The following is a 25,446-nucleotide window of genomic DNA, read 5'->3' as shown; positions in this document are numbered from 1 at the left end:
AGGCATTGCTGCCGCGGATTGGATGAAAGGAAGTATCTTCCTGCAGTGAGGGTTATTACGGCATTTTTATGTGCCTCATAATTTCAATGGCACAATTTACTCTTTTAGAATTGAAAACCGCAATCTTCTGCAATTGATGGGTGAAGAAGTAAAAATAGTACACATCTCCGACCTGCACATCGCCGGGCGGGGGGACCGTCGCCAGCTGCAGGATCTCGACCGGATGCTTGGCCATTTCAGCCGTTCGGGGATTGATCATCTGGTCATTTCCGGCGATCTATCCGACCGGGCCAAAGAGGCGGACTGGGAGATCGTGAGGGAGCTTCTTCTTCGGCACGGCTGGTATCACTGGGCACGCACGACTGTGATTCCCGGTAACCACGACATCATCAATCTCGAGGAGGAGATGCGGTTCTACAATGCCCTGAATCCTCTTCCCGGCATGCGGGATCGTGCCTGCACTGCAAAGGCCGCACGGTTCTGCCGTTTTTTCCAGGAGCTGGTGACGGGAGACGAGCTTGGTGACGCTGCGTTTCCGTTCATCAAGGTCCTGCGATTCCCCACCCTCAAACTGGCCATTGCCGCCTTCAATTCCGTCAACGCATGGTCGGCGACGGACAATCCGCTCGGTTCAAGAGGGTACATAGAGCCTTCAGAGCTGCGGGCGGTAAGCTCTCCTGCTGTCATGAAGGCGCTTGATGGGTGTTTTATCCTCGGCCTCTGCCATCATGCATTGAAAGTATATGGCACCGACTCGCTGCTTGACCAGGCGTTCGACTGGACGATGGAGCTGAAGAACCGTCAGGAGTTTCTCGGTGTTATGCGCGAGATAGGTGCGCAGGTTGTGCTGCACGGACATTTTCACCGGTTCCAGTCCTACACTCTCGGTGGGATCCGGTTCATCAACGGGGGGAGTTTCCGCTACAGTCCCAATCGCTACAGTCTGCTCGAGATTGAGGCTTCGGGCGCGTTCACCCAGCGGTTTATGGTGATGTCGTGAAAAAACGGAGAAATCAGGATCCAAGCCCGTTTTCTTCCATGTACTCCCTGATTCTCAGGGCATGGTCGCGGTCTTCCTGATTCAGCTGCTTGAATATGCTTGCCGCAGCTGATTCAGTAGGGCTGTCGAGAAATTCCTGATAGTGTGATTCACCTGCTGAAAGCTCAAGCTCAAGGGCCGCCATAAACCGTTCAGCTCTCGGGACGGGCTGCTTTTGGAACGTCTCGATGAGGGATTTTATCCGGTTGTTGGCTTTCTGGAGAACCTCCAGGTCTTTTGCGAGGAGGTTTCCGGGAAAGAACGTCTCAGGCTGCGGCTGTTTTTTTTCCTGCTGGAGGAGTGAGGCGTGGCCGCGCTCTTCCATGGCAAGCTGCCACCAGAAGTCCTCATCCTCTTCCGATGCGTCGTGGTAGAGGGTGTAGAGCTTTGCCAGGTTGAGCTCAAGCTGGATCGATTCGTCCAGATGGCGGTGGTAGGTTTCCTTCATGGCCCCTGATGGTTTATCTGGCGTTGCGATAGGATGCGTATTCCTGGAGACTTTTCACTCCAAACTCCTGGTGGCGGATGCAGTCAATCGCCTGTACGGAGGCTTCAGCGGCTTCGATGGTGGTGACGAACGGCACGTTGCTGAGCACCGAGGCGGCACCGATGGCCTCTTCGTCGTGGAGTGCCTGCTCGCCCCTCGGTGTGTTGATGACGAAGTTGATCTTGCCGTGCTTGATGATGTCGAAAATGTTCGGCCGTCCCTCTTCACCTACCTTGAACACCATTTTGCATTCAATGCCGTTGTCCTTCAGGAACCGGTAAGTGCCTTCAGTTGCGACAAGGTCGAAGTCCATTCTGTACAGCGAACGGGCGATGTCGAGGATGCGGTGGTTCTTGTCCTGGTCGTTGACGCTTATGAACACCGAGCCGGAGAGCGGCAGGTGCATGTTTGCCGCCTGGTAGGCTTTGGCAAACGCTTCGGGGAACTCTTCAGCAAGGCTCATGGCCTCTCCGGTGGAGCGCATTTCGGGGCCGAGGTAGACGCCGGACTTGACGAATTTCGAGAAGGGGAAGACCGGTTCCTTGATGGCCATGTGTTTCATGCCGAGTTCGTCGCAGTCTTTCAGATCGAATTCGCGGCGCAGGTCCGAGAGCTTTTCGCCGAGCATGACGCGGGTGGCGATCTTCACGACGGGGATGGCCGTCGCCTTGCCGACGAACGGCACCGTGCGGCTGGCCCGAGGGTTGACTTCAATCACATAGACGCTGTTGTTCTGCACTGCGTACTGCACATTCATGAGTCCGACCACCTTGATGTTACGGGCCATGATGCGGGTGTACTCCTTCATCTTTGCGATGACCTCCGGGCTGATGTTGTGGTAGGGGAGGATGGAGGTGGAGTCGCCGCTGTGGATGCCTGCAGCCTCGACATGCTGCATGATGCCGCTGATGACGCAGTCGCTCTCGTCGGCAATGGCGTCGATGTCGAACTCGACGGCGGTTTCCAGGAAGCGGTCGACGAGGAGCGGGTACTTTTCAGTGATGAAGAGTGCCTGATCGACGTACTCCTTCAGGGAGTCGTCGCTGTAGATGATTTTCATGGCCCGGCCGCCGAGCACGTAACTTGGACGGACGAGGACCGGATAGCCGATCCGGCGGGTGATGGCCTGGGCCTCCTCGAGGCAGACAGCCGTGCCGTATTCGGGGTGCGGGATGTTGAGGCGGTCAAGCAGGGCGCCGAACTTCTTCCGGTCTTCGGCAAGGTCAATGCCTTCCGGAGAGGTGCCGAGGATGGTTACGCCTGCTTCGTGCAGTCTGCCGGAGAGCTTCAGGGGGGTCTGTCCGCCGAAGCTGACGATGACGCCGAGCGGCTGCTCATGCTCGATGATGCGGATGGTGTCTTCGAAGGTCAGCGGTTCGAAGTAAAGCTTGTCGGCGATGTCGTAGTCGGTCGAGACGGTTTCGGGGTTGCAGTTGACCATGATGGTCTCGTAGCCGGCTTCCCTGAGGGCGAAGACCGCCTGCACGCAGCAGTAGTCGAACTCGATTCCCTGGCCGATGCGGTTCGGTCCGCCGCCGAGGATGATCACTTTTTTATTCTCGGAACGGACCGATTCGTTTTCTTCGTCGTAGGTGGAGTAGTGGTAGGGGGTTTTTGCGTCGAATTCCGCAGCACAGGTGTCGACGGTTTTAAAGACCGAGTCGAGGCCGTACTGCTTGCGGAGCTGCCGCACGACGGCTTCCTCAGTGCTGAATATGTTGGCGATCTGGGTATCAGAAAAACCGTGTTCCTTGGCTTTGCGGAGACGGTCCTGAGGGAGTTTCGCCGCCAGTGCGGCAACCTCGGCGCTGAGGGCGGAAGCGTGTGTGCTCATGCAGTCTCGAATGGTTTAATGGCTCTTAGACGGGGCTGACGGTAAAGGTAATGATTCAGTGCTTTATTATAAAGCCCGAAGAGTATACGAAAATGCGGTTCGATAACAAAAGTGGAGGGTTGCAGGCTGAAAATGGACGGGGATTTTTTTTACATTACAGGGACTTTTACAGGCGGAAGGCCAGAACCAACAGCGTACAACCCCACATGGACACCATCAAATTCGATACGATAGAATCGGCGGTAGAGGATATCAGGCAGGGTAAACTGGTGATTGTCATCGATGACGAGGACCGGGAGAACGAGGGCGATTTCATCGCGGCGGCCGACCATGTGACAACGGAGATGATCAATTTCATCACCCGCGAGGCCCGCGGACTGCTCTGCGTCGCCGTCACGATGGAGAGGGCCCGGGAGCTCCAGCTTGATCCGATGGTGCAGCGCAACACTTCGCAGCATGAAACCAACTTCACCGTATCCGTCGATGCCATTGCCGAAGGGGTGACCACCGGGATCTCCGTATACGACCGGGCGACGACCATCAAGATGCTCGGCGACCCGGCCTCCCATGCCGACAGTTTTTCACGTCCCGGACACATTTTCCCGCTCCGCGCCATGGACGGCGGGGTGCTGCGCCGGGTCGGCCATACCGAAGCGGCTGTAGACCTCGCCCGGCTTGCCGGCTGCAGCCCTGTCGGACTGCTCTGCGAGATCCTCCACGACGACGGCAGCATGGCCCGCCTTCCCGAGCTGTTGAAGTTCAAGGAGAAGTTCGGTTTGAAGCTCATTACCATCAAGGATCTGGTGGCCTACCGGATGCAGCGCAACAAACTCGTCGAGCGCGCCGTCGAGTCGAAGCTTCCGACCGCCTACGGGGAGTTCGGCCTTATCGCCTATGAGTCGTTCATCGACCACCACAACCACATGGCTTTCGTGAAGGGAGACGTCTCCAGCGGCGAGCCGGTTCTTGTACGGGTGCATTCGCAGTGCGCGACCGGCGACACCTTCGCCTCGCTCCGCTGCGACTGCGGCAACCAGCTGGCCTCCGCGCTCCGCATGATCGAAAAGGAGGGCCGCGGGGTGCTGGTCTACCTGATGCAGGAAGGACGCGGAATCGGCCTCATCAACAAGCTCAAGGCCTATAACCTGCAGGACGAAGGCTTCGATACCGTCGAGGCCAACGAACAGCTCGGTTTCAAGGCCGATCTTCGCGATTACGGCATAGGCGCCCAGATTCTCCAGGACCTCGGTGTGCGCAAGATGCGCCTTCTTACCAACAACCCCAAGAAGGTCATCGGCCTTGAGGGTTACGGGCTTGAGATCGTCGAGCGCTTACCGCTTGAAATCGCGCCGAACGAAGTGAACCAGTTTTATCTGGAGACCAAGCGTGACAAGATGGGCCACATGATCAGCTGCTCATGCCATAAAGGCCACTGAAACTTCAATTCAACAATAAACTTCCGTAAAGGAAAAAGGAACGATACACGATGGACACCGATATCCTGAAGATGCAGGACCGTGAGGTTTTTGACGCGATTGCCGGTGAAACGGTACGCCAGATGGAAACCCTCGAGCTGATCGCCTCGGAGAACTTCACCAGCCGTGCGGTCATGCAGGCATGTGGTTCGGTGATGACCAACAAGTATGCCGAGGGCTATCCCGGCAAGCGATACTACGGCGGTTGCGAGTTCGTCGACATCGCCGAGGATCTGGCCCGTGAGCGTGCCAGGAAACTGTTCGGGTGCGAATATGTCAACGTCCAGCCCCATTCGGGTTCGAGTGCCAACATGGCCGTGCTCTTTTCCGTCCTGAAACCCGGCGACCGTATCATGGGCCTCGACCTTTCCCATGGAGGTCACCTGACCCACGGCAGCTCCGTGAACTTTTCCGGCCAGATGTTCGACGCCCGCTCATACGGAGTGGATCGCGAGACCGGCATCATCGATATGAACAAGGTCGAGGAAATGGCTCTTGACTTCAAGCCCCGCCTGATTATCTGCGGAGCCAGCGCCTACTCTCAGGGCTTCGACTTCAAGGCCTTCCGCGAGATCGCCGACAAGGTCGGCGCGTTCCTCATGGCCGATATCGCACACCCGGCAGGGCTCATCGCAGCAGGACTGCTGACGGACCCGATGCCGCACTGCCACTTTGTGACCACCACCACCCATAAGACCCTCCGCGGTCCCCGCGGCGGCATGATCATGATGGGCAAGGACTTCGAGAACCCGATGGGCATCACCATCAAGACGAAGAACGGCCCGAGGGTGAAGATGATGTCGGAGGTGATGGACGCCGAGGTCATGCCCGGCATCCAGGGTGGCCCGCTTATGCACATCATTGCCGGCAAGGCGGTCGCATTCGGTGAGGCGCTCCGTCCCGAGTTCCGCGAGTATGCCGTGCAGGTGCGCAAAAACGCCGCTTCAATGGCGGAACGCTTCACTTCCCTCGGATACAATATCGTCAGCGGTGGTACAAAGAACCATCTCATGCTGCTTGACCTGCGCAACAAGGATGTCAACGGCAAGGTTGCCGAGAACCTCCTGCACGATGCAGGCATCACGGTCAACAAGAATATGGTTCCCTTCGACGACAAGTCACCCTTCGTGACCAGTGGCATCCGCATCGGAACCGCCGCCATGACGACAAGGGGCATGAAAGAAGCCGATGCCACCCTTATTGCCGAACTCATTGACCGGGTGATCACCGGAGCAGCCGAGAGCACTATCGCTGCGACCTGTAAAGATGTAAAGGCGGAGATCCGTTCGCTCTGCCTCCAAAACCCGCTCGAAGGTTACGGCGTGACTCCCTGAGCCACCATTTCCTTCAGCAGTCTTACAGCCGCCCCGGGGTTCCCCTGGAGCGGCTTTTTTTATGTTGAAGGGGGCTTACTGGCGGCGCTCGAGGATCGCGGCGATCATCTCGCTCAGTTCGAGAGCGGTGGTGCGGATCTTTTTGTCGAGGGTGATTTTTTCCCTGGACAGGGCGATTTCCTTTTCGGTTTCCGCCTCGGTCCGTATCGCCTCCATCAGCCGGTCCTTTTCGTCGAGCAGCGGTTCGAGTATCAGGTTTTTGAAGGCATCGAGAAACATCCCGAGGCAACGTCTTGCGCTGTCGCCGTGCAGGTCGGTTTTTTCAAGCCACTTGTTGCTGACCGGCTGGTCCATGAGGAGTCCCGTGGCGAGGTCTTCGGCGTCCGGCCGGCCGAAGAGGCCGATTTCGGTTGCCACGTCGATGCGGGCATCCGGGTCGGCGGAGATTTCGTGGTAGCGGCGGATCATGTGCAGGAAGATATGCTGGGCGGCAGGGTTCCGGAGCATCAGCATCGCCTCGTGCGAGGCGGCGAACTCAAGGACGACATTGCCGTAGGCCGTGCTTTCAAGAAGGGCTTTCACAAAGGTCTTCTCAAGCACCGAGATAGGGCCTGCAACGATCGGTTTCACCTGCTTCGCTCGCCCGGGCGGCGGCGGCGGGGGAGCGCTCTGTCTTTTTCCGGGATTTCCGGCGGGGAGCACTTCGTTGAGTGCCTGCAGGCTGATCCCGATTTTTTCGGAAAGTTCCTGCAGGTAGAGCTCCCGGCGGACCGGGTCTGCGGCAAGCCCAATGGTCCGGACCATGCTGCCGATGGCGTCGGCTTTCAGTTCCGGGGTCTCGAAGGCGCCTGCTTCCCGGTGGAATCGGATCTGGAAATCCAGGAAGCTGAGGCTCTCTTTTCTGCTTAACGCCAGAAACTTCTCCCTGCCCTCCCGTTTGACGAAGCTGTCCGGGTCGTCTCCCGGCGGCAGCATGAGGATGATGGGGGTGATGTTTTCCGAAAGCAGGATGTCGATGCCTGCCATCATGGACTTCTTTCCTGCTGGGTCCGCATCGTAGACGAAGAGGACGCTTTTGGCGTAGCGCCCGATGATTTTGGCCTGGTAGCGGGTGAGTGATGTGCCGCAGGATGCTACGGCTGAGGTGATGCCAGCCTGATGGAGCGCCAGCACGTCCATGTAACCCTCAACGAGGATGGCCTGAGCGCTCGAGCGGATCTCGTTTTTTGCCGTGTTGAGCCCGTAAAGGAGTTTCGACTTTTCAAAGATGGAGCTTTCCTGCGAGTTCAGGTACTTCGGCGTGTCGGGACTTTTTTCGAGGGTTCTGCCGCCAAAGCCCACGACCTGGCCTCCGATGGAGAAAATGGGAAAGATGACACGGTTTCGGAATGTGTCGTACCAGGACTTTTTCTGGCGGTTTTCAGTGATGAGCCCGAGGCTTTCCAGGTGCTTGCGTTCGATGCCCGCATTTTTTGCGGCATGGAGCAGGTGATCCCACCCCGGGGGGGCGTAGCCGAGCCCGAAGCTTTTGATGGTGGTTGCAGAGAGCCCCCTCTCGGCGGCAAGATAGGCGTAGCCGGGGCTTCCGTGGTCTCTCTCGAGCGTGGAGTGGAAGTGGCGGGCCGCCCAGCGAAGCGTGTTGGTGCGGGTGTCCTCCTTCGCATCCTCTCCGGCGTTTTTCGAGGTGAACCGGCTGATATCTATGCCCGCACGTTTTGCGACCAGTTCGACAGCTTCGGGGAAGGAGACTTTTTCCATCTCCATCACAAAGGAGAATACATTGCCTCCCTTGCCCGTGGAGAAACATTTATAGATCTGTTTCTCGGGCGAAACGACGAACGAGGGTGTTTTTTCCTGCGTGAACGGCGACAGGGCCTTGAAGCTGCGTCCGGCTTGTCGCAGGGTGAGGTAGTCGGAGATGATGTCGACGATGTCGGCCGCCTGGCGGACCTCGTCGATGGTCTCATGGGGAATCATCCGTTATATTTTTTGCCCTGATTGCTTTATGTATGGTGGCATATATTGAAAAATCCGCAACATATTTACTAAATTCTTACAAATCATAATGGAGCGTTTTTCCCCGGCCGCATAATGCTCCTCCTGCAGTATAGCAAATTAACGGAAAGCAACTATCCATGAAACAGGGACTCTTCACCGGCCTGCTCATTGCGGCCGCCTACGTCGTTTCTCTCCTTTTTTATCTCTGGATGGGAACGACCCCTCCCGATTCCATGTTCCACGCTGTCTGGAAGGGCGGCCCGGTGGTGTCGGTCCTGATGGCCCTGATCCTCATGGTCATCGCCTATACGGTTGAACGCATCATCGCCCTCAACAAGGCTGCCGGCAAGGGAAACATCCCGGAGTTTGTCCAGGGGATCAAGCAGGACATCAACAGTGGTGACATCCAGGGCGCCATCGCCCGGTGCGATGACCATCAGAGTTCGCTTGGCGCAGTGCTGCGTTCGGTTCTTGATCGTTACACCCAGCTGGCGGCCTTCAATGTGACCGACCGTGACAAAAAGATCAGCGAGATGGAGAAGGCCGTCGAAGAAGCCTCCACGATGGAGATGCCGCTTCTTGAGAAGAACCTTGTCGCCATTTCGACCATCGCCTCCATTTCCACCATGGTCGGACTGCTCGGCACCACAATGGGTATGATCCGGGCATTCCAGGCCATGGCGACGAGCGGTGCGCCTGATGCGGTGCAGCTTTCGCTCGGTATTTCCGAGGCGCTCTTCAATACGGCGCTCGGCATCGTCGGCGGGATCCTAGGAATCGTGGCATACAACATCTTCACCACCAGGGTTGACCGCTTCAGCTACATGATCGATGAAGCGGCTTTCTACATCATCCAGACCCTTGGAACCGGATCCAGCCGGTAACGCCAGATGTCGAGAATAAAGGCAAAACGGGTAGGCTTCCGGCTTGACATGACCCCCATGGTGGATGTCGCATTCCTGCTGTTGACTTTTTTCATGCTCACCACCAAGTTCCGTCCGCCGGAGCCTGTGGTGATAGATCTTCCCTCATCGCATTCCGAGAAGAAGCTCCCTGAGTCGGAAGTCCTCACGGTTACGGTCAGCGGAGACGATGACTTTTTCATGGGCGTTTCCTCCCAGTCGACACGTGAACGTCTTTTCAATGCAGTCATCCTTCCTAAGCTCGAGGCCACAGGCATGTCGCCGGCAGCTGTCGCGGATTCGCTGAAAAGCTTCCGCCTTGCTGAAACATTTCCTGTGGAACGCTCTGAGCTCGACCGGTTCGTCGTGATGGCGCGTTTTGCCGACCAGCGGCTCCGCCCTGTTGTCAGGGCCGACGGCGGCGCCGGGTTCGAGGCGGTCGACCATGTCATCAAGGTGTACAAGAAGGCGAACCTCCTCACCTTCAATCTCGTCACCGTTCTTGAAAAGGAGAGCCGTTAGTATGGGCATGGTAGACACTCCGGGCGAACGCCGCGGCACGAAGGCGAAGGGTCATCAGCGGAAGCGTATCGGGTTTCGTCTCGACATGACCCCGATGGTGGATGTGGCGTTCCTGCTCCTCACCTTCTTCATGCTGACGACCACGTTTTCGAAATCCAACACCATGGAGATCAACATCCCGCCTGAACAGGGCGAGGTGAAAGTAGCCGGATCCAACATACTGACGCTCCGCATACCGGGAGACGGCATGGCCTACTGTTCCCTCGGGGACCTTGCCCCCCGGCGCATTCCGCTCTATGAGCCCGGAGATAAAGGCAGAAAGGCACTCAGCGGAGATATGCGCAGTCTGCTTCGCCAGCAGTCCCTTTCGAACAGCAAGCTGGTGATCGTTGTCAAGATCGGCCAGAAAGCCAAATACAAGCAGCTTGTCGACATAATCGACGAACTGAACATGATGAAAATTGACCGGTTCAGTCTTGACGATTACACCCCCCAGGACGATCTGGAGATAAAGAAATCCGTATAGGCGGAGCATTACTGAACCGAACGCTTGTCCCGTGCAGTCAAATCTCAAGAAAATACACAGTGAAATCGATGCCGAAACGAAGGCATCGCGCTGGTCTTTCAGCGAAGAGTTCCTCGATACCGACCGTCTTCGCGGAATCTGGTACGGCAACCTTTCACTCCGGCGTCAGGCGCATATCTTCCTCAGTCACGGGGTGATTGCCGCAGTCATGCTCCTTTTCCTTTTCTGGGTAGCCGCAGCCAACTGGGGAAGAATTATGTCTCTTTTCGGCGGTTCTGCTGACTCAGGCCGGATGCTCCAGTGCTATGAAGTGGTCACCAGCGTCACACAGCTTCCGCCGCCTCCCCCTCTTGCCGCTCCGCCTCCGGCTCCGGCCGTTCCCTCTGTTCCCGCTGCGGTTGCGCCGAATGTCGGAAAGATCAAAAAGGTCAAGGAGAACGAGGTGCCGGCCGAACAGACCATCGCGACCCAGAAGGAGCTTCGCCAGGCTATCCAGACCGAGCGTGTCGACGGCAGCGGAGAGGGTGGTCCGGTATTTATCCCCTGCGAGAAAATGCCCGGGTTCCTCGACCAGAGAAAACCGCACTATCCTGAGATGGCCCGTATCGCCGGTATCGAGGGGAAGGTGTTCGTCAGCGTCCTCATCGGTGAGGACGGAAGGCCGATGCGTGCGGTGGTGATGAAGCGCATTCCGGCTGACTGCACCGTCTTCGACGATGTCGCCGTGAGATCCGTCATGGAGTCGAAATACTTTCCCGGAATACAGAACGGGCGTGCCATCAAGGTATGGTTCACCGTACCGATCCGGTTCCAGATCAACTGAGGGTTCCCGGTCGTATTCCGCTGCTTGTAATACAACAGTATGGGCGCCCCCTTGAGGGCGCTTTTTGGCGGTTCAGGGGGGGCAGTCCTTGAGTGTTCAGGCAGAAGGAAGCTGGAAACGGATTCAGTGTTTCCGTGGTCGGATGAGGATGCCGACGGCTACGGTGGCGTAAGCGCCGATGAGGAGGAACGGGGCTATGTTGAGAGCGAAGAATCCGTCGACCTGGCGTTCAATCGCCATGCCCCAGAAGCTTGCGGCAATGACTGCCGCACCCGTAGCTATCGTCAGGTAGTTTGTCCTGCCGAGGGGCATCGACGATGCCCCTTTCGGGGTCGGGCGCACTCCGGGTTCAGGCGCCTGCTTTTTCTTCGGTGAGGATTTCATCGAGCACATTGATGCAGTATTGGGCTTCCTCCCGTCCGATGACGAGTGGCGGAAGCAGGCGGATGACATTCCGGCTGGTTGCGTTCATGATGACCTTCCGCTGGAGGGCACGTTCCACATAGTACTTCGCCTCCCGCTCGACGGTGATGCCGATCATCAGGCCGTACTGGCGGATGTCGGTGATGGCGGAATGGCGAAGGGCAAGCTTCGAGAGTTCTTCCTGGAAGAACGCCCCGGTTTGGGTGGCGCGCTCCATCAGTTTATCGCTCTCGATCGCCTCTATCATGGCAAGCCCTGCCGCGCAGGCGACCGGGTTGCCGCCGAATGTTGTTCCGTGGCTTCCGTAGGTCAGCACGCCGGCAACTTTCTCGCTGCCGATGACGGCTGAAAGCGGAAGCCCGCCGCCGAGCGGTTTTGCAAGGCAGACGAGGTCAGGCTCGAGGCCCAGCTGCTCATAGCTGAAGAATGTTCCGGTACGTCCGCACCCGGCCTGGATTTCATCGGCCACGATAAGGAACCCGTACTGTTCGCGCAGCGCCATCAAACGGTCGCTGAAGGCTTTCGATACCCTGTGGATGCCGCCTTCTCCCTGAACGGCTTCGATGAAGACCGCGGCAGTTTTCCCGGACACCCTCAGCTCGAGGTCTTCCATATCGTTGAACTCGATCATGCCAAGGGCAGGAAGCAGGGGGTGGAACCCTTCAACATACTGGGGCTTGGCCGTCAGCGACATCGCCCCGTAGGTCCTGCCATGGAAGCAGTTGCTCAACGAGAGCACCTCGTTCTTCTCTCCGTTCCCGTTGTCGGCGGCCCATTTGCGTGCCATTTTGATCGCCGCCTCAACGGCTTCCGTACCGCTGTTGGCGAAAAAGATCTTTGAGAGGCCTGAGAGCTGCAGGAGTTTTGCGGCCAGTTCGAACTGGGGGCGCATCATGAAGAGGTTCGAGGCGTGGATGAGCTTCGAGGCCTGCATGGTGATGGCCTGTTCCAGGCGCTGGTCACCGTAGCCGAGCGCGTTGACGCCGATGCCGGCAATCATGTCGAGGTAGCGGGTGCCGTCATCCGCCACCAGCCAGGCGCCTTCACCATGCGTGACGGCAATGGGGAGGCGGGAGTAGTTGTGAAAAAAAAGCTGCTCTTCGGTTTCGCGGTTGACTGGCAGTGTGTTCATGCTGGTTCGTTGGCTGCAATGGGATGGTGAGGGTTCGGCTGGAAGTATAGTGATGAATCGTGATGCTTTCAAGCATTTTCTTGGGCCCCGTTCCACAGCATCCAGGAACGAAAGATCCGCCATGCCCCGTATGATCCTGTGAGGAGGGAGTAGAGGCGGAGATCCTCCTCATGATTGCCGGCAACTCCCGCCATGGCAAAACTTAACCATATGGCGAGCCCGAGAAATGCCGTGCCGGTCAGAAATCCGGCAATGGCTGCTGCGGAGTGTTTCCGCTTCACGGAGCGGGTTCTTTCCTGCTGGGGCCGGCTTCAGGGTAAAACCGCCATTCGCGGTTTACGATGAGGCGGGCGCCGAAGCCGAAGGTGAAGTAGGACCAACCCCACTGCATCAGCACGAATACCCGGTGCTTGAAGCTGGTGAGGTAGTAGATGTGGACCAGAAGCCATGTGAACCATGCAGGGGTACCGTCGAACTTGATGTTGCCGATCTCGACAATCGCCCTGTTCCTGCCGATGGTGGCCATCTGTCCCTTGTCCTTGTACTGGAAGGGCTTCCTTACCTTTCCTTTAAGGTCGCGTATGATGGTTTTGCCGATGAAATTGCCTTCCTGCAGTGCGACCGGAGCCATACCGGGAAGGGGTTTGCCTTCGCTGTTGAAGAGGCAGGCCTGGTCGCCGCCGACGAAGATTTCCGGATGACCGGGGACCGAAAGGTCGCCTTCGACCACGATTCTGCCGATCCGGTCGGTTTCGGCGCCGAAGTTGTCGCCGATGCGGATGGCTGTGACGCCGGCAGCCCAGAGTACGGTTGCCGCCTCGATCCGCTCGTTGCCGATCTGCACGCCGTTTTCATCGACATCGTTCACCATGCTGCTGGTCCAGACCTGCACGCCGAGCTGCTCTAGGGAGCGGGTTGCCTTGCTGGCCAGTTCCGGGGAGAACGATCCGAGGATCCTCGGCGCGGCTTCGACGATGAAGATACGGGTTAGTTTCGGGTCGATCTGGTGGTAGAGTTTCGAGAGGGTGTAGCGGCTCATCTCGCCGATCGAGCCGGCAAGTTCCACGCCGGTTGGCCCGCCGCCGACGATGACGAATGTGAGCAGCTTCTTGCGCTCGACAGGGTCGTTGCTGCGCTCGGCAGCCTCGTAGGCCTCCAGCACGCGGCGGCGGATTTCCTTTGCCTGGGAGAGTGTTTTCAGGCCGGGCGCGTTCTCCTCCCACTGGTTGTTGCCGAAATAGTGGTGGCGTACTCCGCAGGCGAGGATCAGATAGTCATACTCCACCGGTCCGAAGTCGGTGTGGATGGTGTGGTTTTCAGTATCGACGCGCTCTACGATGCCCTTGTAAACGGTGATGTTATTGTATATGGAGAGCATGTTGCGCAGCGGGGCGGCGATGTCCCCCTCATCAAGCGCCGACATGGCGACCTGATAGAGGAGCGGCTGGAAAAGATGGTAGTTCCGCCTGTCGATCAAGGTAACTTCGACATCTGCTCTATTGCCGAGGACTCGCGCGGCATTCATGCCCGTGAATCCTCCGCCAACGATAACAACTCTCTTTTTCATGGTTCTGTTTGTCTTTTCATGGAAACCCTCTCTTCACCATGCTCTATGGGGCGCCTGGTGGCAATAATGCCGTAACGTGCCGTAAGGTAAAAAAAAGATGGAAAATCCCGAGTGAATATAAGAATATTCAAGTGAGCTTTTCAATGATGCCGCGATGCTGGGGGTACTGCACGAGGAGATCCTCTTTCCGGGCGAATGTAAAGTCCCTGAAGTCGAATCCCGGTGCCACCACGCAGCTGACCAACGCATAGTTCTGAGGCGCACAATCCTCAAGCGAGGCTCCGAACCAGCACCCGGCCGGCACCACCCCCTGCAGGCACTCTCCGTTTTCGGGTTCCGGTCCGAGGACGAAGGCTGTGTGGCCACTGCCGAATGCATCCACCCTGAGGGCCGAGCCTGCGTGCCACAGCCAGAGTTCGTCGGAGTGGATCCTGTGGAGCCGTGAACGCTCCGTACCCTCGAGCAGGTAATGGATGGCGGTCGCAAAGGACCGGTCGCCGCCGAACGGGCTTTCCCCGGTGAAAGGAACGGATCGGGTGGTTCGCCAGGTCTCCCTGTACCAGCCTCCTTCGGGATGGCGCTCGAGCCCGAGGTGCCGGATCCAGAATTCAGTTGTTTTCATGCAGCCGCTGGCGGATTTTTCCGGTTTTCTGGCGCGATGCATCCGCAAGTTTCAGGCGGAAGGCCGTGAGAGCCTGCATCAGTTCGGTGTCGGAAATCGCAAGGATCTGCACGGCAAGGAGTGCTGCGTTTCGGGCGTTGTCTATGCCGACGGTCGCCACCGGAATGCCGGCAGGCATCTGTACGATAGCGTAGAGCGCATCCTGTCCGCTGAGCTTTTGATTGAATATGGGTACGCCGACGACAGGCAGTTCGGTCAAAGCGGCGGTCACACCCGGCAGATGGGCCGCGCCGCCGGCACCGGCGATTATGACCTTGAGTCCGCGTGCCCGTGCTCCCGAGGCGTACGCCTCAAGGTCGCGCGGAGTGCGGTGGGCTGAAATGACGGAGATTTCAGAAGGCACCCCGAACTCTTCAAGCACCTTCACCGCCTCCTTCATGATGTCGAAATCCGAATCGGAGCCCATGATGATGCCGACCTGTGGTATCGTTCCAGCGTTGTCCTGTATGTTCATAATGGAATAAATATGGCAGGCGGGACTGCTTGGGGCAGCCCGGCTGAGGGCAGCCTGGAGCCTGATGGATTTATGAAATTGCCGAGTTTTATGTATTTTGGCGAATGTTGAATTTATAAAAATAATACTTGTTGAGGAAGACAGCAATGGCAACCAATCTTGCAGAGAAGTACAGCAATCCCGGCCCACGCTACACCAGCTATCCGACCATTCCCTCATGGAGCACCGACGGCGTCTCCCAGGAGCAGTGGAAAGAGGCTATGGTCAAGGGTTTCAACGACAGCAATGAAACCACCGGCATCAGCATGTACATCCACATTCCGTACTGCGAGAACTATTGTTATTTCTGCGGATGCAACGCCCACCGCACTCAGGACCACTCTTTCGAGGGTCCGTACCTTGATGCCCTTCTGAAAGAGTGGCAGATGTACCTCGACGTGTTCCCCGGCACCCTCAACGTCAAGGAAATGCATATCGGCGGCGGTACACCGACCTTCTTCAGCCCCGAAAACCTCACCAGGCTCATCGATGGTCTCTACAAGCATGTGAACCGCATGGACGGTTACATCTTCAGCTTCGAGACCAACCCCCGTTCAACGACGAAAGAGCATCTTCTTGCGCTCTACAATGTCGGCTTCCGCCGCCTGAGCTTCGGTATCCAGGACTTCGACCCGATCGTGCAGAAGGAGATCAACCGTCCCCAGTCGTTTGAACTGGTAAAGGAAAAGGTCGATCTTGCCCGCCAGATCGGCTTCACTTCCGTCAATTTCGATCTGGTCTACGGCCTTCCCAAGCAGAACCTCGGCACCATCACCGACACCATCCAGAAGGTTATGCAGCTCCGTCCAGACCGTCTGGCCTTCTATGCCTACGGCCACAACCCGCACATGTACGAAGGGCAGCGCAACTTCAAGGAGGAGGACCTCCCCGTCGGCGACGCAAAGCAGGAACTCTACGACAAGGGCCGTGCCATGCTCGAGTCGATCGGCTACCACGAAATCGGCATGGATCATTTCGCCATCGAGACCGATGCGCTCTATGTGGCGTCCAGGAACGGCACCCTGCACCGGAACTTCATGGGCTACACGGAAAACACCACCCAGATGATGCTGGCGCTCGGCTCATCATCCATCAGCGACACCTGGTACGCATTCGCACAGAACGAGCGGACTGACGGCGCCTACATCAAGGCGGTCAACGAAGGCCGCTTTCCGCTGCACCGCGGCCATATGCTCACCCCCGAGGATCTGGTGCTCCGCCGCCACATTCTCAACCTCATGTGCAAGCAGGAGACCTCATGGGCTGATCCGGCACTCTACACCGAAGAGCTCGACGTCGCCCGCTATCGTCTCGAGGATATGGAGAATGACGGCATGGTCGTCCTCGGAGAGAACAGCGTGAAGGTGACGGACGCCGGCATTCCCTATCTCCGCAACATCTGCATGGCGTTCGATGCCCTGCTCTGGCGTTCCGACAGCCTGTCAAAGGCCTACAATGTGTCGCGCGACATCCAGAAGGGTTATATTGAAAAAGCCAGACTTGCCAAGGAACAGAAACAGAAGGCCGTCTGAGGGCGGCTGCCTCAATATCGGAAGGGTGATCGAGGTCACCCTTTTTTTATGTCCTGAAGATGAAAAAAGAGATACGGATCGGTTTTCTTGGAAGTGGATGGGCGCGCATCGCCCAGGCACCGGCGTTTTCCCTGATGGATGACGTCGTGCTTGCCGCTGTGGCGAGTCCCACAGAAAAACACCGTACAAAGTTCATGGAGTCGTTCGCCATCACGGAAGGATTCGAGGACTGGCGCGGGATGCTCGACCGGCATCTCGACCTGGTCTGCGTGACTACCCCTCCGTTCCTTCACCGCGATATGGTGACGGAGCTTCTGGAAGCCGGATCGAGCGTCATCTGTGAAAAGCCCTTCGCCCTCAATGTCGCAGAGGCGGAATCGATGTTCAACGCTTCGCTTTCGGCACCGGGCCTTGCTCTCCTTGACCACCAGCTCCGGTTCCACCCCGCGGTCCGAACCATGAAACAGATGATCGAGAGCGGTGAGATCGGAAAGGTTTTCGACGTGCGCGCCATTGTCAACCTTTCAAGCCGCAACCGGCCTGACCAGCCCTGGACCTGGTGGAGCGACCGTGAACGGGGCGGGGGAGCCCTCGGTGCCATCGGTTCGCATCTTGTCGACCTTAACCGCTTTCTGATCGGGGAGCTTTCTGAAGTTTCCTGCAACCTCACGACCAGCATCCCCCAGCGGCCGGATCGCGATGGGAAAATGCGTCAGGTGACCTCCGACGACAGTTTTTCGATGATGATGCGCTTCGGCCCATCTTCCATTGCCCTCAACTGCCCCTCACTCATGCAGGTCACAACAGTCGGCTCATACACCTGGTTCTCGTTCGAAGTATCCGGCAGCCTGAAGTCCATCCGCCTTGATGGTGCAGGCCGTCTATGGGAGATAGAGACTGGTGGCGCAAAGAGCGGGCGCAGCCTCATTGACGCCCCCCGCTGGAAACTGGTAGAGCCCATCCTGCCCTGGGACGAACTCGTGCTGCAGGAGAAGATCCGTCACTCGTCTCTGGCCGTCCACGGCATTTTCGCCGTCGGCTTCGCTTTCCTCGCCCACCGGGCCGTCAAGGCCATCCGCAATGGGGACGTGCGCATCCCCGATGCTGCAGGGTTCGCCGACGGCCTCGTCGTCCAGAAGGTTCTGGCCGCCGCCGCCACTTCCCACCGCCTCCGCCAGTGGGTCAAGCCCTGAAAGCCCTTTCAGCAGTATGAACCGGTCCGGATTGCTTTATTGGACAGAATTGTGTAGGTTGTGTCTAATTGTTTCGTGTACGAAAATATCGTATGCGAAAGTTTTTTATAACCAGATTTCCCCGAACGATGCAGCATGCCGTGTTGCCGGAGGAAGGGTCCGACGGAAGGGGGTACCATGCCCTGCGCCGTATTACACGGGCTCTTGATGTGCATTCCAGAAAGCTTCACCGGGAGTGGAAGATCACCTCTCCACAGCTGCTCTGCCTGCATACCCTGCAAAAGGAGAGTGTGCACACCCTTTCGCTGCTTGCCGCCGAACTGCAACTCAGCCTCAGCACGGTGAACGGCATTCTTGATCGTCTTGAGGCTCGCGGGCTTGTGTCGCGTTCACGCTCGCTGGAGGATCAGCGGAAGGTATTGCTCGGCATCACTCCTGCCGGGCAGGCTCTTATCGACTCGGTGCCCGAACTGATGCGCGATTCCTATCTGCGTGCGTTTGGTCGAATGCCTGCAGATGAGCAGATGCTCCTTTCGGAGCTGCTTGTAAAGCTTGCCAGGCATTTTGACCCGGAAATCACACCTGCATACCATGACCTTATCACTGGCCCAGCAACAGATTATCCAGAGGATCGACCATAACGCCACTCTTTCGGACTGGCAAGACTGGAAATGGCAGATGCGCCACAGCGTCCGCACCCTTTCAGCTTTTGAATCCCTTCTCGGCATCACCCTTTCGGATGAACAGCGCAAGGCCTTCGGCCAGACGGTCGCGAAGTTCCCGATGTCCATCACCCCCTACTACCTCTCGCTCATCAACACCCGGGACATGGCGAACGATCCTGTTTTCCTGCAGAGCGTGCCCTCCCCGCGTGAACTCGAGATCATGACGGGCGACATGGCTGATCCGTTGCACGAGGATGCAGACAGCCCGGCTCCCTGTGTGACCCACCGTTACCCCGACAGGGTTTTGCTTCTGGTGAGCAACACCTGTCCGATGTACTGCCGTCACTGCACCCGCAAGAGGAAGGTGGGTGACCGGGATACCATTCCCGGCCGTTCGGCAATCAGTGAGGGCATCGACTACATCCGCCGGACTCCGCAGGTTCGAGATGTGCTGCTGAGCGGCGGCGACCCGTTCCTGCTCTCAGACGACTATCTCGACTGGATACTCGGGGAGCTTCAGGCCATAGAGCACGTCGAGGTCATCCGTATCGGCACCCGGACTCCCGTGGTGCTGCCGCAGCGCATCACGCCGGCGCTGGTTGCCGTTCTGAAAAAGCACCAGCCGGTGTGGGTGAACACGCATTTCAACCACCCGCGCGAGATCACCCAGTCGTCCAGAAACGCTCTGGCTCTCCTTGCCGATGGCGGACTGCCGCTCGGCAATCAGACCGTGCTGCTCTCCGGCATCAACGATTGCCCGCGCATCATGAAAGCGCTCGTACACAAACTCGTGCGCAACCGCGTACGCCCCTACTACCTCTACCAGTGCGACCTGTCCGAAGGGCTTTCGCATTTCCGCACACCGGTTGGCAAGGGGATCGAGATTCTTGAGAGCCTGATCGGCCATACGAGCGGCTTTTCCGTTCCGACCTATGTGATCGATGCGCCGGGCGGCGGAGGAAAGATCCCTGTCATGCCGAACTACCTGATTTCATGGTCGACGAACAAGGTTGTGCTGCGCAACTACGAAGGAGTGATCACCACGTATAAAGAGCCGGATTCCTATCTGCCTACCTTCTGCGACCGAAATTGCGATCGCTGCGACCTGCAGCTCAATCTTGATGATGCCGACGCCATGGAGGCCATCGGCATCCAGCAGCTGCTCTCGGACCATGATGCCACCATTTCGCTCATCCCGTCCTCGAACGAGCGCCTTTCACGACGAAGGGGAGAAGAGGAGTAATGGCTGATGGGCTGGTTCGAGGATCTGGCGCTTGGTGTCGGTTGACACCATTTCTGGCGGAACGGCGATGCTGAGGATTTCTGTAACGGGAAGCGCAGCATGTACTGAAGGGGATGCATGATGGAGCCATCAGTATGCCGGTGGATCTTAACCGGTTTTGCCGGCCTCTGGCGTTCCTCCCCGCAAGGCTCGTTACTCCCGTTTTCATTCATTGTTCCCGATACCGAAAAGGCTTCATGACAGATACCATTGAACAATATAAGGGCGCACTCATCCACCACGGTTCCTTAAGCCGGCGGATCTATCTGATGGACCTGGCTGATGCAGATCCTTTCACGTTACCTGATGAACTCGTCGGGCTTGCCTGCCGGAACGGGTACAGCAAGATTATTGCGAAAGTGCCGATCGGCTTCTCCGATCCGTTTCTGGAGTGTGGTTACCGGGAGGAGGCTCGAATTCCGGGTTTTTATGGAGGCAGGGACATGATGCTGTTTCTTGCGCTGTTTCTTGATTCAAACCGGGCTGTCGCAAAGGATGGAGACGACATCGGGAAGATCGCAGTCATGGCCCACGCGCTTCCTCACTCGCCGGTGGATGCTGTTGCTGAAGAATTTCAGATCCGGCAATGCACACCCGACGACATTTCCGCCATGAGCGCCATTTACCGGGAGGTTTTCCCCTCCTATCCGTTTCCGATCGATGATCCTAAGTGGTTGCTGGAGACCATGAACACCCATGTAGACTACTATGGGGTAGAGCGTGGAGGGCGCCTTGTGGCGCTTGCTTCATCTGAAATGGATCTTGTTGGAAAGAGTGTGGAGATGACCGACTTCGCGACCCTTCCGGACTGGCGTGGTCGCGGTCTGGCACTGCATCTGCTGCGGACGATGGAGGACGGGATGCGGAAGAAGGGGATGCTCACGGCCTTTACCATCGCCCGTGCGGCATCGGTTGGGATGAATATCACCTTTGCCCGTGCCGGCTACCGGTTCGGCGGCACTCTGGTCAACAACACCAATATCTCCGGAGGAATCGAGAGCATGAATGTGTGGCACAAAAGCCTTCACTGAGCCCCTTACCTTTTGCTAGCTCTGCTGGTATGTGTGTACGCTGTTGGCCGCCGTCGGCAGGTAGTTGACGCCGAACCAGCTGACAAGCAGCACCAGAAAGGCCAGCGCCAGGTACCACTGGAGGTTCAGTCGCCTGACTTTCCAGCTTGAGGCATGCAGGTAGCCGAGGTAGATCAGCCAGGCGATGAATGCCCAGGTCTCCTTCGGATCCCATGACCAGTAGTTTCCCCAGGCGTCTTTGGCCCAGAGTGCACCGAACACCAGCCCGAAGGTAAGGAAGACGAACCCGAGCAGTGCCAGATAGTGGCCGATCGCGTCATTCTGCAGGGTGTTCTTTTTTCTCCAGGTGAGAAAGATGTTGTGCCATCCCGCCACCGATGATGCTGCAAGCAGCACATAGCCGACCAGGTAGACGACGACGTGAGGGATGAACCACGGGCTCTGCAGAGCAGGCATCAGGGCCTTGTCGAAGACCTCCGGGTGCATGAGGTTGATGGAGAGGAAGAATGCCGCGAGCGCCATACAGTAGTATTTCAGCCAGGAGATGTTCCAGCGCTGCTCGACAAGGAGCCCAACCAGCGGAATAAGCGCCGCATACCAGAGGCGGGTTTCACCGAGGGTACGGAGGGGTGGGCGTTCGAGCGCCGACCAGTACATGGCGATGAAGGCGATCATGACGAGCGAGCCGCCGAGGTTGAGCCCTGTTGCCGCTCTTTTCATGACGGCGCTGCCCCTTGCGGCAAGCCCTAACAGGCTGCCGGATGCCCAGAAGGCGATTGAAAGGTATGCCGCAGCTGTGAAATCAATGATCATGCCTGAACCCCCGATCGTTTGATGCCGTTCCAGAAAAAGAGCGCATTGCCTCCGAGTATCATGAAAAACCCGAGATAGACCCCCGGGAGCCATGGATCGCGTATTGCTTCAAGAAGGCTGAGCGTCGAGAATCGTCCTGATTCTTCGTCGTACCCCATCTGGTAGATTTTCCAGCCTTCGAAGTTCACCGGCTTGTTCACCTCTAGCTCTGCTTCGAGGCTTCGGCCCCCTTCGGCCTGTAAGGTGACCGCCGAGCGGTATGACTTCGGTGATCCCGGAACCATGATGAGAATCTGGGAGTCGATACCCGCGACATAGGGCCTCATGCCGGGCCCTCCGGTGCTGAGCCAGGTGTCGGGCTGCGCTCCGCTGCCGGTGATGCGGACTTTCGCGTATGGGATGCCTGCTGATGGAGGTGCTGCAACGGGATTGCCGCTAGGGCCCGGCATGGCAGAAGTCATGAACTCCGTTACCTCCACGTCGGTGCCTTTCCATGAGACTCTGGTGCCTTTATGGACCTCGGTGACCGCCTGGGAACCGGCCATGATGAAGCGGTCCGACTCCGGATCATAGAACATGAGCTGGGGCGGGTATTCCTCTATCGAGAAGTCATGGAGCTTGATCGAGAACGGTAGCTCGACAACATCTCTTCCTTCACCCGACACCAGGCCCCGGCTGGTGCTCCGGCCTTCATAGACTGGAACGACCAGCCGCTGGAGATCCGAACTGCCGAAAATACCGCATGCGAGTGCAATCCAGAAGCCTGCATGGAACAAAATGAACTGCAGGTTTTTGGGGCTGAATGGAATGGTTTTCCATACGAGCGAGAGGCCGAGGTTCACGAAGAAAATGGCTACGGTCAGGGCAAAGGGCCAGCTTGAAAATATGCTGTAAAGGCCGAGCTGCATCGCTGCCGGATTGCCCGCCGCACCTTGCGGTACCATGCCGCCGATGAATGAGAGGATGGCGAGGGATAAAATGAGGGAGAGCCCGAGGGGGATGCCGCCGAGCCACTGCACCATGGGGTGGTTCCGGAACGATAGGCCGAGTGTGAGGGTGGCAAGCGCAATGAGGGCGAGAATGATGCCGTTGAGTGGCCAGGCCGGCATGGTTATGCCCGCCCCTCCGAGGCTATACTGAACGGCGAATCCGAGCGCTAGGGTCAGTGTCGCTGCAAGTGCCGCCTCCCTGAATTCCCAGGGGGCATGAAACCATTTTCGCGGGTGAGGGGCCATAGTATGAAGCAGTGTCATTTTTTAAGTCAGAAAAGAGCCCCATGCTGATGATGCACAACTTGTCTATCACTGATTATAAGGGACTGACGGGGCCGTGCTTTGGTCGGTGAAGGGTTAATTTATGTTCCCGGGTCTCGATGTCCAAACATTCGTATTAATAATTGTTAACATCCCCGAGGGCACTATGTTCATTGTCATATAACCGATTCGCTGCGTTTGAAAAGCGTTTTCCCGGTCTTTATGGTTCCCACTCACCTTGATTTCACTTGAATATAAGATGAATGATGCTGCTTGATCCTTTTCGTTTTGCGCATTAACAATTGTTAATTATTATTACGGGTTCAGATGAGACACATGGAGAAATTACTGGAGGCGTACCTGTACGCTGTTTTCCAAAAAAAAAACTGCATTCCGATGATGAACCGTCAATGTAAACGCCTGCGGCGATTTGCTTTTGCCGCACTAATGACAATGAGTTTTACTGGCAATGCCCTTGCACTTGATGCTGGGCAGCGGGCTGTCGATTTTTCCCTTCCCGGGACACAAGGCCCGGTCAGCCTTGCTGATAGAGCGGGTTCGGTTGTATATGTCGATTTCTGGGCTTCGTGGTGCGGTCCATGCCGGGAGTCCTTCTCCTGGATGAACAGCATGCAGCAGAAATACCGTTCAAAAGGACTCCGGGTCATCGCAATCAACCTTGATGCGCGCCGTGCAGACGCCTGGAAATTCCTTGCTGAACATCCTGCCGCATTCACTGTCGCATTCGATGGGACGGGGAAAACCCCGGATATTTATGGCGTCAAGGGGATGCCGACCAGTTTCCTTGTTGGCCGGGACGGCAAAATCGTCCTACGGCATACAGGCTTCAAGGCTTCTGATCGCCAACAGCTTGAAAAACAGATACAGGCAGCACTGGAGGGAGGAAAATGATGAACATCAACAAGAAAAAGATCATGCAGTATGCAGTGCTGCTGACCATTGCGGTACTTTCGGGCTGTTCTTCCGTGAAGCCCTGGCAAAAGGGTACGCTGGCGCGCCCCGAAATGACGTTCGAGGGTGACCGGTTAGACAATATGTATATCGAGCATATCTACAGCAGCAAGGAAGGTGCATCGGGTGGCGCAGGAGTAGCCGGCGGCGGATGCGGATGCAATTAACCAACTATCAACGATCATCATGACCAAGACTTCAATACAGAACAACAAGCCGAACGTGCTCGGTGCGGCTCTGGTTGGCGCTGCCATTGCGTCGCTGCCATCCGTCCAGTTCGCTCATGCCGAGTCAGCGCCGGAGCGGGGCATCGTGAGCTTCAAATACCTCAATTATAAAGACAGCCAGACAGGGCCGTCCACGTCTTCCGGCGAGGCAGTAGATGACGTTGTCAGCTACGATGCACTTTCCGGCGCGTCAGGGTCGGCGGGAAGCGGAGGGGACGATGACCGTATCAACATCAACGCGTACTCCGTCTACGCCATGACGCCGATTGCCGGCAAGTGGTCGGTCGGTGGCACCTTGACCTATGATGCGGTGTCGGGTGCCTCGCCTTCATTCCATTCCTTCGGTCTTTCAGCCATGGAGGATACCCGCAAGGCCGCCGACCTGCAGCTCACCCGCTATTTCTCTCGTGGATCGGTAACTGCGGGCACCAGCTATTCCTCTGAGTCGGATTATATCTCACGGAATTATTCCCTGCAGGCGAGCCTCTCGACAGAGGACAATAACACCACCCTCACCATGGGGGCCAGCATGACGCGGGACAGTATCAATCCCAATAACCAGCCGAACCTCCACGAGAAGAAGAATATTGACGGAGGGCTTATCGGTGTGACGCAGGTGGTGTCGAAGAACGACATTGTTCAGCTCAATCTGGGGTATTCCGGAGGGACGGGGTACTATTCCGATCCATACAAAATAAATGACAACAGGCCGCGAAAGCGTAATATGACAACGTTCATGGCTCGTTGGAATCACCATTTCGACGAAACAGACGGGAGCGGACATTTTTCGTACCGCTATTATTCAGACACCTTCGGCATCAGGGCGCATATGCTCGGTGCCGAATACGTCCAGCCGCTCGGAGACGGCTGGACCGTCACACCGCTCCTCAGGCTCTATTCACAGACTGAGGCTGATTTTTATGTGAAGACAACGGCTGAAGAAATCGCAAGCCTCAACCCGGCCGATAATCCTGCGTATCAGCCGCCCCAGCCGAGCGGAATCTATTATACCCATGACCAACGCCTCTCAGCTTTCGGCGCTATAACGGCAGGGCTGAAGGTGAGCAAGCAGATCGACAAGGACTGGACGGTTGACGCAAAGTATGAATATTACCATCAGGACTCCGGCTGGTCGATCAGCGGCAACCCGGATTCCGGACTGTATCCGTTCAGCGCCCGTACCATTCAGATCGGGGTGTCACGGCTGTTATGAGCTGCACCCCCTGACATCATCAGATAGT

The 25,446-nt window shown here is 57.2% G+C and carries 26 protein-coding genes; 15 read left to right on the top strand and 11 right to left on the bottom strand.

Annotated elements, in window-relative coordinates; translation table 11 throughout:
- Nucleotides 1-136 precede the first annotated feature (136 nt).
- Nucleotides 137-1,000, top strand: a complete 864-nt coding sequence (locus PLUT_RS08250) for a metallophosphoesterase family protein (RefSeq protein WP_011358320.1) — start codon at nt 137-139, stop codon at nt 998-1,000.
- 13 nt (nt 1,001-1,013) lie between these two features.
- Here the strand turns inward: PLUT_RS08250 and PLUT_RS08245 are convergent, their stop codons facing one another.
- A complete protein-coding gene (locus PLUT_RS08245; RefSeq protein WP_011358319.1) occupies nt 1,014-1,487 on the bottom strand; it encodes a hypothetical protein in 474 nt (157 codons plus the stop codon).
- A gap of 13 nt (nt 1,488-1,500) precedes the next feature.
- Nucleotides 1,501-3,360, bottom strand: coding sequence for a carbamoyl-phosphate synthase large subunit (gene carB / locus PLUT_RS08240; RefSeq protein WP_011358318.1), 1,860 nt, complete (start codon nt 3,358-3,360; stop codon nt 1,501-1,503).
- 206 nt (nt 3,361-3,566) lie between these two features.
- Here carB and PLUT_RS08235 point away from each other — a divergent pair, with 206 nt between their 5' ends.
- Nucleotides 3,567-4,796, top strand: a complete 1,230-nt coding sequence (locus tag PLUT_RS08235; protein WP_011358317.1) for a bifunctional 3,4-dihydroxy-2-butanone-4-phosphate synthase/GTP cyclohydrolase II — start codon at nt 3,567-3,569, stop codon at nt 4,794-4,796.
- Nucleotides 4,797-4,846: 50 nt separating this feature from the next.
- The gene (gene glyA, locus PLUT_RS08230) at nt 4,847-6,169 is read left to right on the top strand and encodes a serine hydroxymethyltransferase (RefSeq protein ID WP_011358316.1); all 1,323 of its coding nucleotides are present in this window, start codon (nt 4,847-4,849) and stop codon (nt 6,167-6,169) included.
- Between the two features lie 75 nt (nt 6,170-6,244).
- Here glyA and dnaG read toward each other — a convergent pair whose 3' ends face one another.
- Nucleotides 6,245-8,146 (bottom strand): DNA primase, encoded by a 1,902-nt coding sequence (gene dnaG, locus PLUT_RS08225; RefSeq protein WP_011358315.1) that lies wholly within the window; start codon nt 8,144-8,146, stop codon nt 6,245-6,247.
- A gap of 158 nt (nt 8,147-8,304) precedes the next feature.
- Between dnaG and PLUT_RS08220 the strand changes: the two genes are divergently transcribed.
- The 4 genes from PLUT_RS08220 to PLUT_RS08205 are packed head-to-tail and all read left to right on the top strand — an operon-like array spanning nt 8,305 to nt 10,940.
- Nucleotides 8,305-9,051 carry a MotA/TolQ/ExbB proton channel family protein gene (locus PLUT_RS08220; RefSeq protein WP_011358314.1) on the top strand — a complete coding sequence of 249 codons (747 nt, stop codon included), beginning with the start codon at nt 8,305-8,307 and terminating at the stop codon, nt 9,049-9,051.
- Nucleotides 9,052-9,057: 6 nt separating this feature from the next.
- Nucleotides 9,058-9,591 (top strand): ExbD/TolR family protein, encoded by a 534-nt coding sequence (locus PLUT_RS08215; protein WP_011358313.1) that lies wholly within the window; start codon nt 9,058-9,060, stop codon nt 9,589-9,591.
- Nucleotide 9,592: 1 nt separating this feature from the next.
- Nucleotides 9,593-10,117 carry an ExbD/TolR family protein gene (locus tag PLUT_RS08210; protein WP_011358312.1) on the top strand — a complete coding sequence of 175 codons (525 nt, stop codon included), beginning with the start codon at nt 9,593-9,595 and terminating at the stop codon, nt 10,115-10,117.
- Nucleotides 10,118-10,148: 31 nt separating this feature from the next.
- Complete coding sequence (locus PLUT_RS08205; RefSeq protein WP_011358311.1) at nt 10,149-10,940, top strand: energy transducer TonB; 792 nt, start codon at nt 10,149-10,151, stop codon at nt 10,938-10,940.
- Between the two features lie 123 nt (nt 10,941-11,063).
- Here the strand turns inward: PLUT_RS08205 and PLUT_RS08200 are convergent, their stop codons facing one another.
- The 6 genes from PLUT_RS08200 to purE all read right to left on the bottom strand — a co-directional run bounded on the left by PLUT_RS08200 (nt 11,064) and on the right by purE (nt 15,198).
- Entirely contained in the window at nt 11,064-11,324 is a 261-nt protein-coding gene (locus PLUT_RS08200) for a hypothetical protein (protein ID WP_238974576.1), read from the bottom strand.
- Entirely contained in the window at nt 11,290-12,495 is a 1,206-nt protein-coding gene (locus tag PLUT_RS08195) for an aspartate aminotransferase family protein (RefSeq protein WP_011358309.1), read from the bottom strand. The genes PLUT_RS08200 and PLUT_RS08195 overlap by 35 nt, the downstream gene beginning before the upstream one ends.
- A gap of 68 nt (nt 12,496-12,563) precedes the next feature.
- Entirely contained in the window at nt 12,564-12,776 is a 213-nt protein-coding gene (locus tag PLUT_RS08190) for a hypothetical protein (RefSeq protein WP_049752378.1), read from the bottom strand.
- Nucleotides 12,773-14,062, bottom strand: a complete 1,290-nt coding sequence (locus PLUT_RS08185; RefSeq protein WP_011358308.1) for an NAD(P)/FAD-dependent oxidoreductase — start codon at nt 14,060-14,062, stop codon at nt 12,773-12,775. The genes PLUT_RS08190 and PLUT_RS08185 overlap by 4 nt, the downstream gene beginning before the upstream one ends.
- Before the next feature lie 127 nt (nt 14,063-14,189).
- On the bottom strand, nt 14,190-14,684 hold the full coding sequence (locus tag PLUT_RS08180; protein ID WP_011358307.1) for a cupin domain-containing protein: 495 nt from the start codon (nt 14,682-14,684) through the stop codon (nt 14,190-14,192).
- Entirely contained in the window at nt 14,671-15,198 is a 528-nt protein-coding gene (purE, locus tag PLUT_RS08175; protein WP_011358306.1) for a 5-(carboxyamino)imidazole ribonucleotide mutase, read from the bottom strand. Before purE ends, PLUT_RS08180 begins: the two co-directional genes overlap by 14 nt.
- A 146-nt stretch (nt 15,199-15,344) precedes the next feature.
- Here purE and hemN point away from each other — a divergent pair, with 146 nt between their 5' ends.
- The 5 genes from hemN to ablB all read left to right on the top strand — a co-directional run bounded on the left by hemN (nt 15,345) and on the right by ablB (nt 20,940).
- The gene (hemN, locus tag PLUT_RS08170; protein ID WP_011358305.1) at nt 15,345-16,769 is read left to right on the top strand and encodes an oxygen-independent coproporphyrinogen III oxidase; all 1,425 of its coding nucleotides are present in this window, start codon (nt 15,345-15,347) and stop codon (nt 16,767-16,769) included.
- A 59-nt stretch (nt 16,770-16,828) separates the two neighbouring features.
- Complete coding sequence (locus PLUT_RS08165; RefSeq protein WP_011358304.1) at nt 16,829-17,962, top strand: Gfo/Idh/MocA family oxidoreductase; 1,134 nt, start codon at nt 16,829-16,831, stop codon at nt 17,960-17,962.
- 128 nt (nt 17,963-18,090) lie between these two features.
- On the top strand, nt 18,091-18,603 hold the full coding sequence (locus PLUT_RS08160) for a MarR family winged helix-turn-helix transcriptional regulator (RefSeq protein ID WP_011358303.1): 513 nt from the start codon (nt 18,091-18,093) through the stop codon (nt 18,601-18,603).
- Entirely contained in the window at nt 18,554-19,870 is a 1,317-nt protein-coding gene (gene ablA, locus PLUT_RS08155; protein WP_011358302.1) for a lysine 2,3-aminomutase, read from the top strand. Before PLUT_RS08160 ends, ablA begins: the two co-directional genes overlap by 50 nt.
- 236 nt (nt 19,871-20,106) lie before the next feature.
- Nucleotides 20,107-20,940 carry a putative beta-lysine N-acetyltransferase gene (gene ablB, locus PLUT_RS08150; RefSeq protein WP_041463883.1) on the top strand — a complete coding sequence of 278 codons (834 nt, stop codon included), beginning with the start codon at nt 20,107-20,109 and terminating at the stop codon, nt 20,938-20,940.
- A gap of 15 nt (nt 20,941-20,955) precedes the next feature.
- Here ablB and PLUT_RS08145 read toward each other — a convergent pair whose 3' ends face one another.
- Entirely contained in the window at nt 20,956-21,753 is a 798-nt protein-coding gene (locus PLUT_RS08145) for a cytochrome c biogenesis protein (protein ID WP_011358300.1), read from the bottom strand.
- Entirely contained in the window at nt 21,750-22,988 is a 1,239-nt protein-coding gene (locus PLUT_RS08140; RefSeq protein WP_041463882.1) for a cytochrome c biogenesis protein ResB, read from the bottom strand. The genes PLUT_RS08145 and PLUT_RS08140 overlap by 4 nt, the downstream gene beginning before the upstream one ends.
- Nucleotides 22,989-23,459: 471 nt before the next feature.
- Here PLUT_RS08140 and PLUT_RS08135 point away from each other — a divergent pair, with 471 nt between their 5' ends.
- From PLUT_RS08135 to PLUT_RS08125, 3 genes are read left to right on the top strand one after another with little or no spacing between them, the layout of a single operon-like run.
- Nucleotides 23,460-23,918 carry a TlpA family protein disulfide reductase gene (locus PLUT_RS08135; RefSeq protein WP_238974575.1) on the top strand — a complete coding sequence of 153 codons (459 nt, stop codon included), beginning with the start codon at nt 23,460-23,462 and terminating at the stop codon, nt 23,916-23,918.
- Nucleotides 23,915-24,145, top strand: a complete 231-nt coding sequence (locus tag PLUT_RS08130; protein WP_011358297.1) for a DUF4266 domain-containing protein — start codon at nt 23,915-23,917, stop codon at nt 24,143-24,145. Before PLUT_RS08135 ends, PLUT_RS08130 begins: the two co-directional genes overlap by 4 nt.
- Before the next feature lie 19 nt (nt 24,146-24,164).
- Nucleotides 24,165-25,418: a DUF3570 domain-containing protein gene (locus PLUT_RS08125; protein ID WP_011358296.1), complete on the top strand. Its 1,254-nt coding sequence runs from the start codon at nt 24,165-24,167 to the stop codon at nt 25,416-25,418.
- The last annotated feature ends 28 nt before the right edge of the window (nt 25,419-25,446 follow it).

Source organism: Pelodictyon luteolum DSM 273 (assembly GCF_000012485.1).
Classification (GTDB): Bacteria; Bacteroidota; Chlorobiia; order Chlorobiales; family Chlorobiaceae; genus Chlorobium; species Chlorobium luteolum.
The sequence above is the reverse complement of the archived record's forward strand: the minus strand, read 5'-3'. Positions and strand labels throughout refer to the sequence as shown.

Coding starts and splice junctions, on each gene's coding strand:
- PLUT_RS08145 (WP_011358300.1), bottom strand. CDS start 21,753: ATGATCATTGATTTCACAGCTGCGGCATACCTTTCAATCGCCTTCTGG.
- PLUT_RS08220 (WP_011358314.1), top strand. CDS start 8,305: ATGAAACAGGGACTCTTCACCGGCCTGCTCATTGCGGCCGCCTACGTC.
- glyA (WP_011358316.1), top strand. CDS start 4,847: ATGGACACCGATATCCTGAAGATGCAGGACCGTGAGGTTTTTGACGCG.
- PLUT_RS08180 (WP_011358307.1), bottom strand. CDS start 14,684: ATGAAAACAACTGAATTCTGGATCCGGCACCTCGGGCTCGAGCGCCAT.
- PLUT_RS08245 (WP_011358319.1), bottom strand. CDS start 1,487: ATGAAGGAAACCTACCACCGCCATCTGGACGAATCGATCCAGCTTGAG.
- ablA (WP_011358302.1), top strand. CDS start 18,554: ATGACCTTATCACTGGCCCAGCAACAGATTATCCAGAGGATCGACCAT.
- PLUT_RS08250 (WP_011358320.1), top strand. CDS start 137: ATGGGTGAAGAAGTAAAAATAGTACACATCTCCGACCTGCACATCGCC.
- PLUT_RS08140 (WP_041463882.1), bottom strand. CDS start 22,988: ATGGCCCCTCACCCGCGAAAATGGTTTCATGCCCCCTGGGAATTCAGG.
- ablB (WP_041463883.1), top strand. CDS start 20,107: ATGACAGATACCATTGAACAATATAAGGGCGCACTCATCCACCACGGT.
- PLUT_RS08135 (WP_238974575.1), top strand. CDS start 23,460: ATGAGTTTTACTGGCAATGCCCTTGCACTTGATGCTGGGCAGCGGGCT.
- PLUT_RS08200 (WP_238974576.1), bottom strand. CDS start 11,324: ATGAAATCCTCACCGAAGAAAAAGCAGGCGCCTGAACCCGGAGTGCGC.
- PLUT_RS08210 (WP_011358312.1), top strand. CDS start 9,593: ATGGGCATGGTAGACACTCCGGGCGAACGCCGCGGCACGAAGGCGAAG.
- PLUT_RS08165 (WP_011358304.1), top strand. CDS start 16,829: ATGAAAAAAGAGATACGGATCGGTTTTCTTGGAAGTGGATGGGCGCGC.
- dnaG (WP_011358315.1), bottom strand. CDS start 8,146: ATGATTCCCCATGAGACCATCGACGAGGTCCGCCAGGCGGCCGACATC.
- PLUT_RS08235 (WP_011358317.1), top strand. CDS start 3,567: ATGGACACCATCAAATTCGATACGATAGAATCGGCGGTAGAGGATATC.
- PLUT_RS08125 (WP_011358296.1), top strand. CDS start 24,165: ATGACCAAGACTTCAATACAGAACAACAAGCCGAACGTGCTCGGTGCG.
- PLUT_RS08195 (WP_011358309.1), bottom strand. CDS start 12,495: ATGAACACACTGCCAGTCAACCGCGAAACCGAAGAGCAGCTTTTTTTT.
- carB (WP_011358318.1), bottom strand. CDS start 3,360: ATGAGCACACACGCTTCCGCCCTCAGCGCCGAGGTTGCCGCACTGGCG.
- purE (WP_011358306.1), bottom strand. CDS start 15,198: ATGAACATACAGGACAACGCTGGAACGATACCACAGGTCGGCATCATC.
- PLUT_RS08185 (WP_011358308.1), bottom strand. CDS start 14,062: ATGAAAAAGAGAGTTGTTATCGTTGGCGGAGGATTCACGGGCATGAAT.
- PLUT_RS08215 (WP_011358313.1), top strand. CDS start 9,058: ATGTCGAGAATAAAGGCAAAACGGGTAGGCTTCCGGCTTGACATGACC.
- hemN (WP_011358305.1), top strand. CDS start 15,345: ATGGCAACCAATCTTGCAGAGAAGTACAGCAATCCCGGCCCACGCTAC.
- PLUT_RS08130 (WP_011358297.1), top strand. CDS start 23,915: ATGATGAACATCAACAAGAAAAAGATCATGCAGTATGCAGTGCTGCTG.
- PLUT_RS08160 (WP_011358303.1), top strand. CDS start 18,091: ATGCAGCATGCCGTGTTGCCGGAGGAAGGGTCCGACGGAAGGGGGTAC.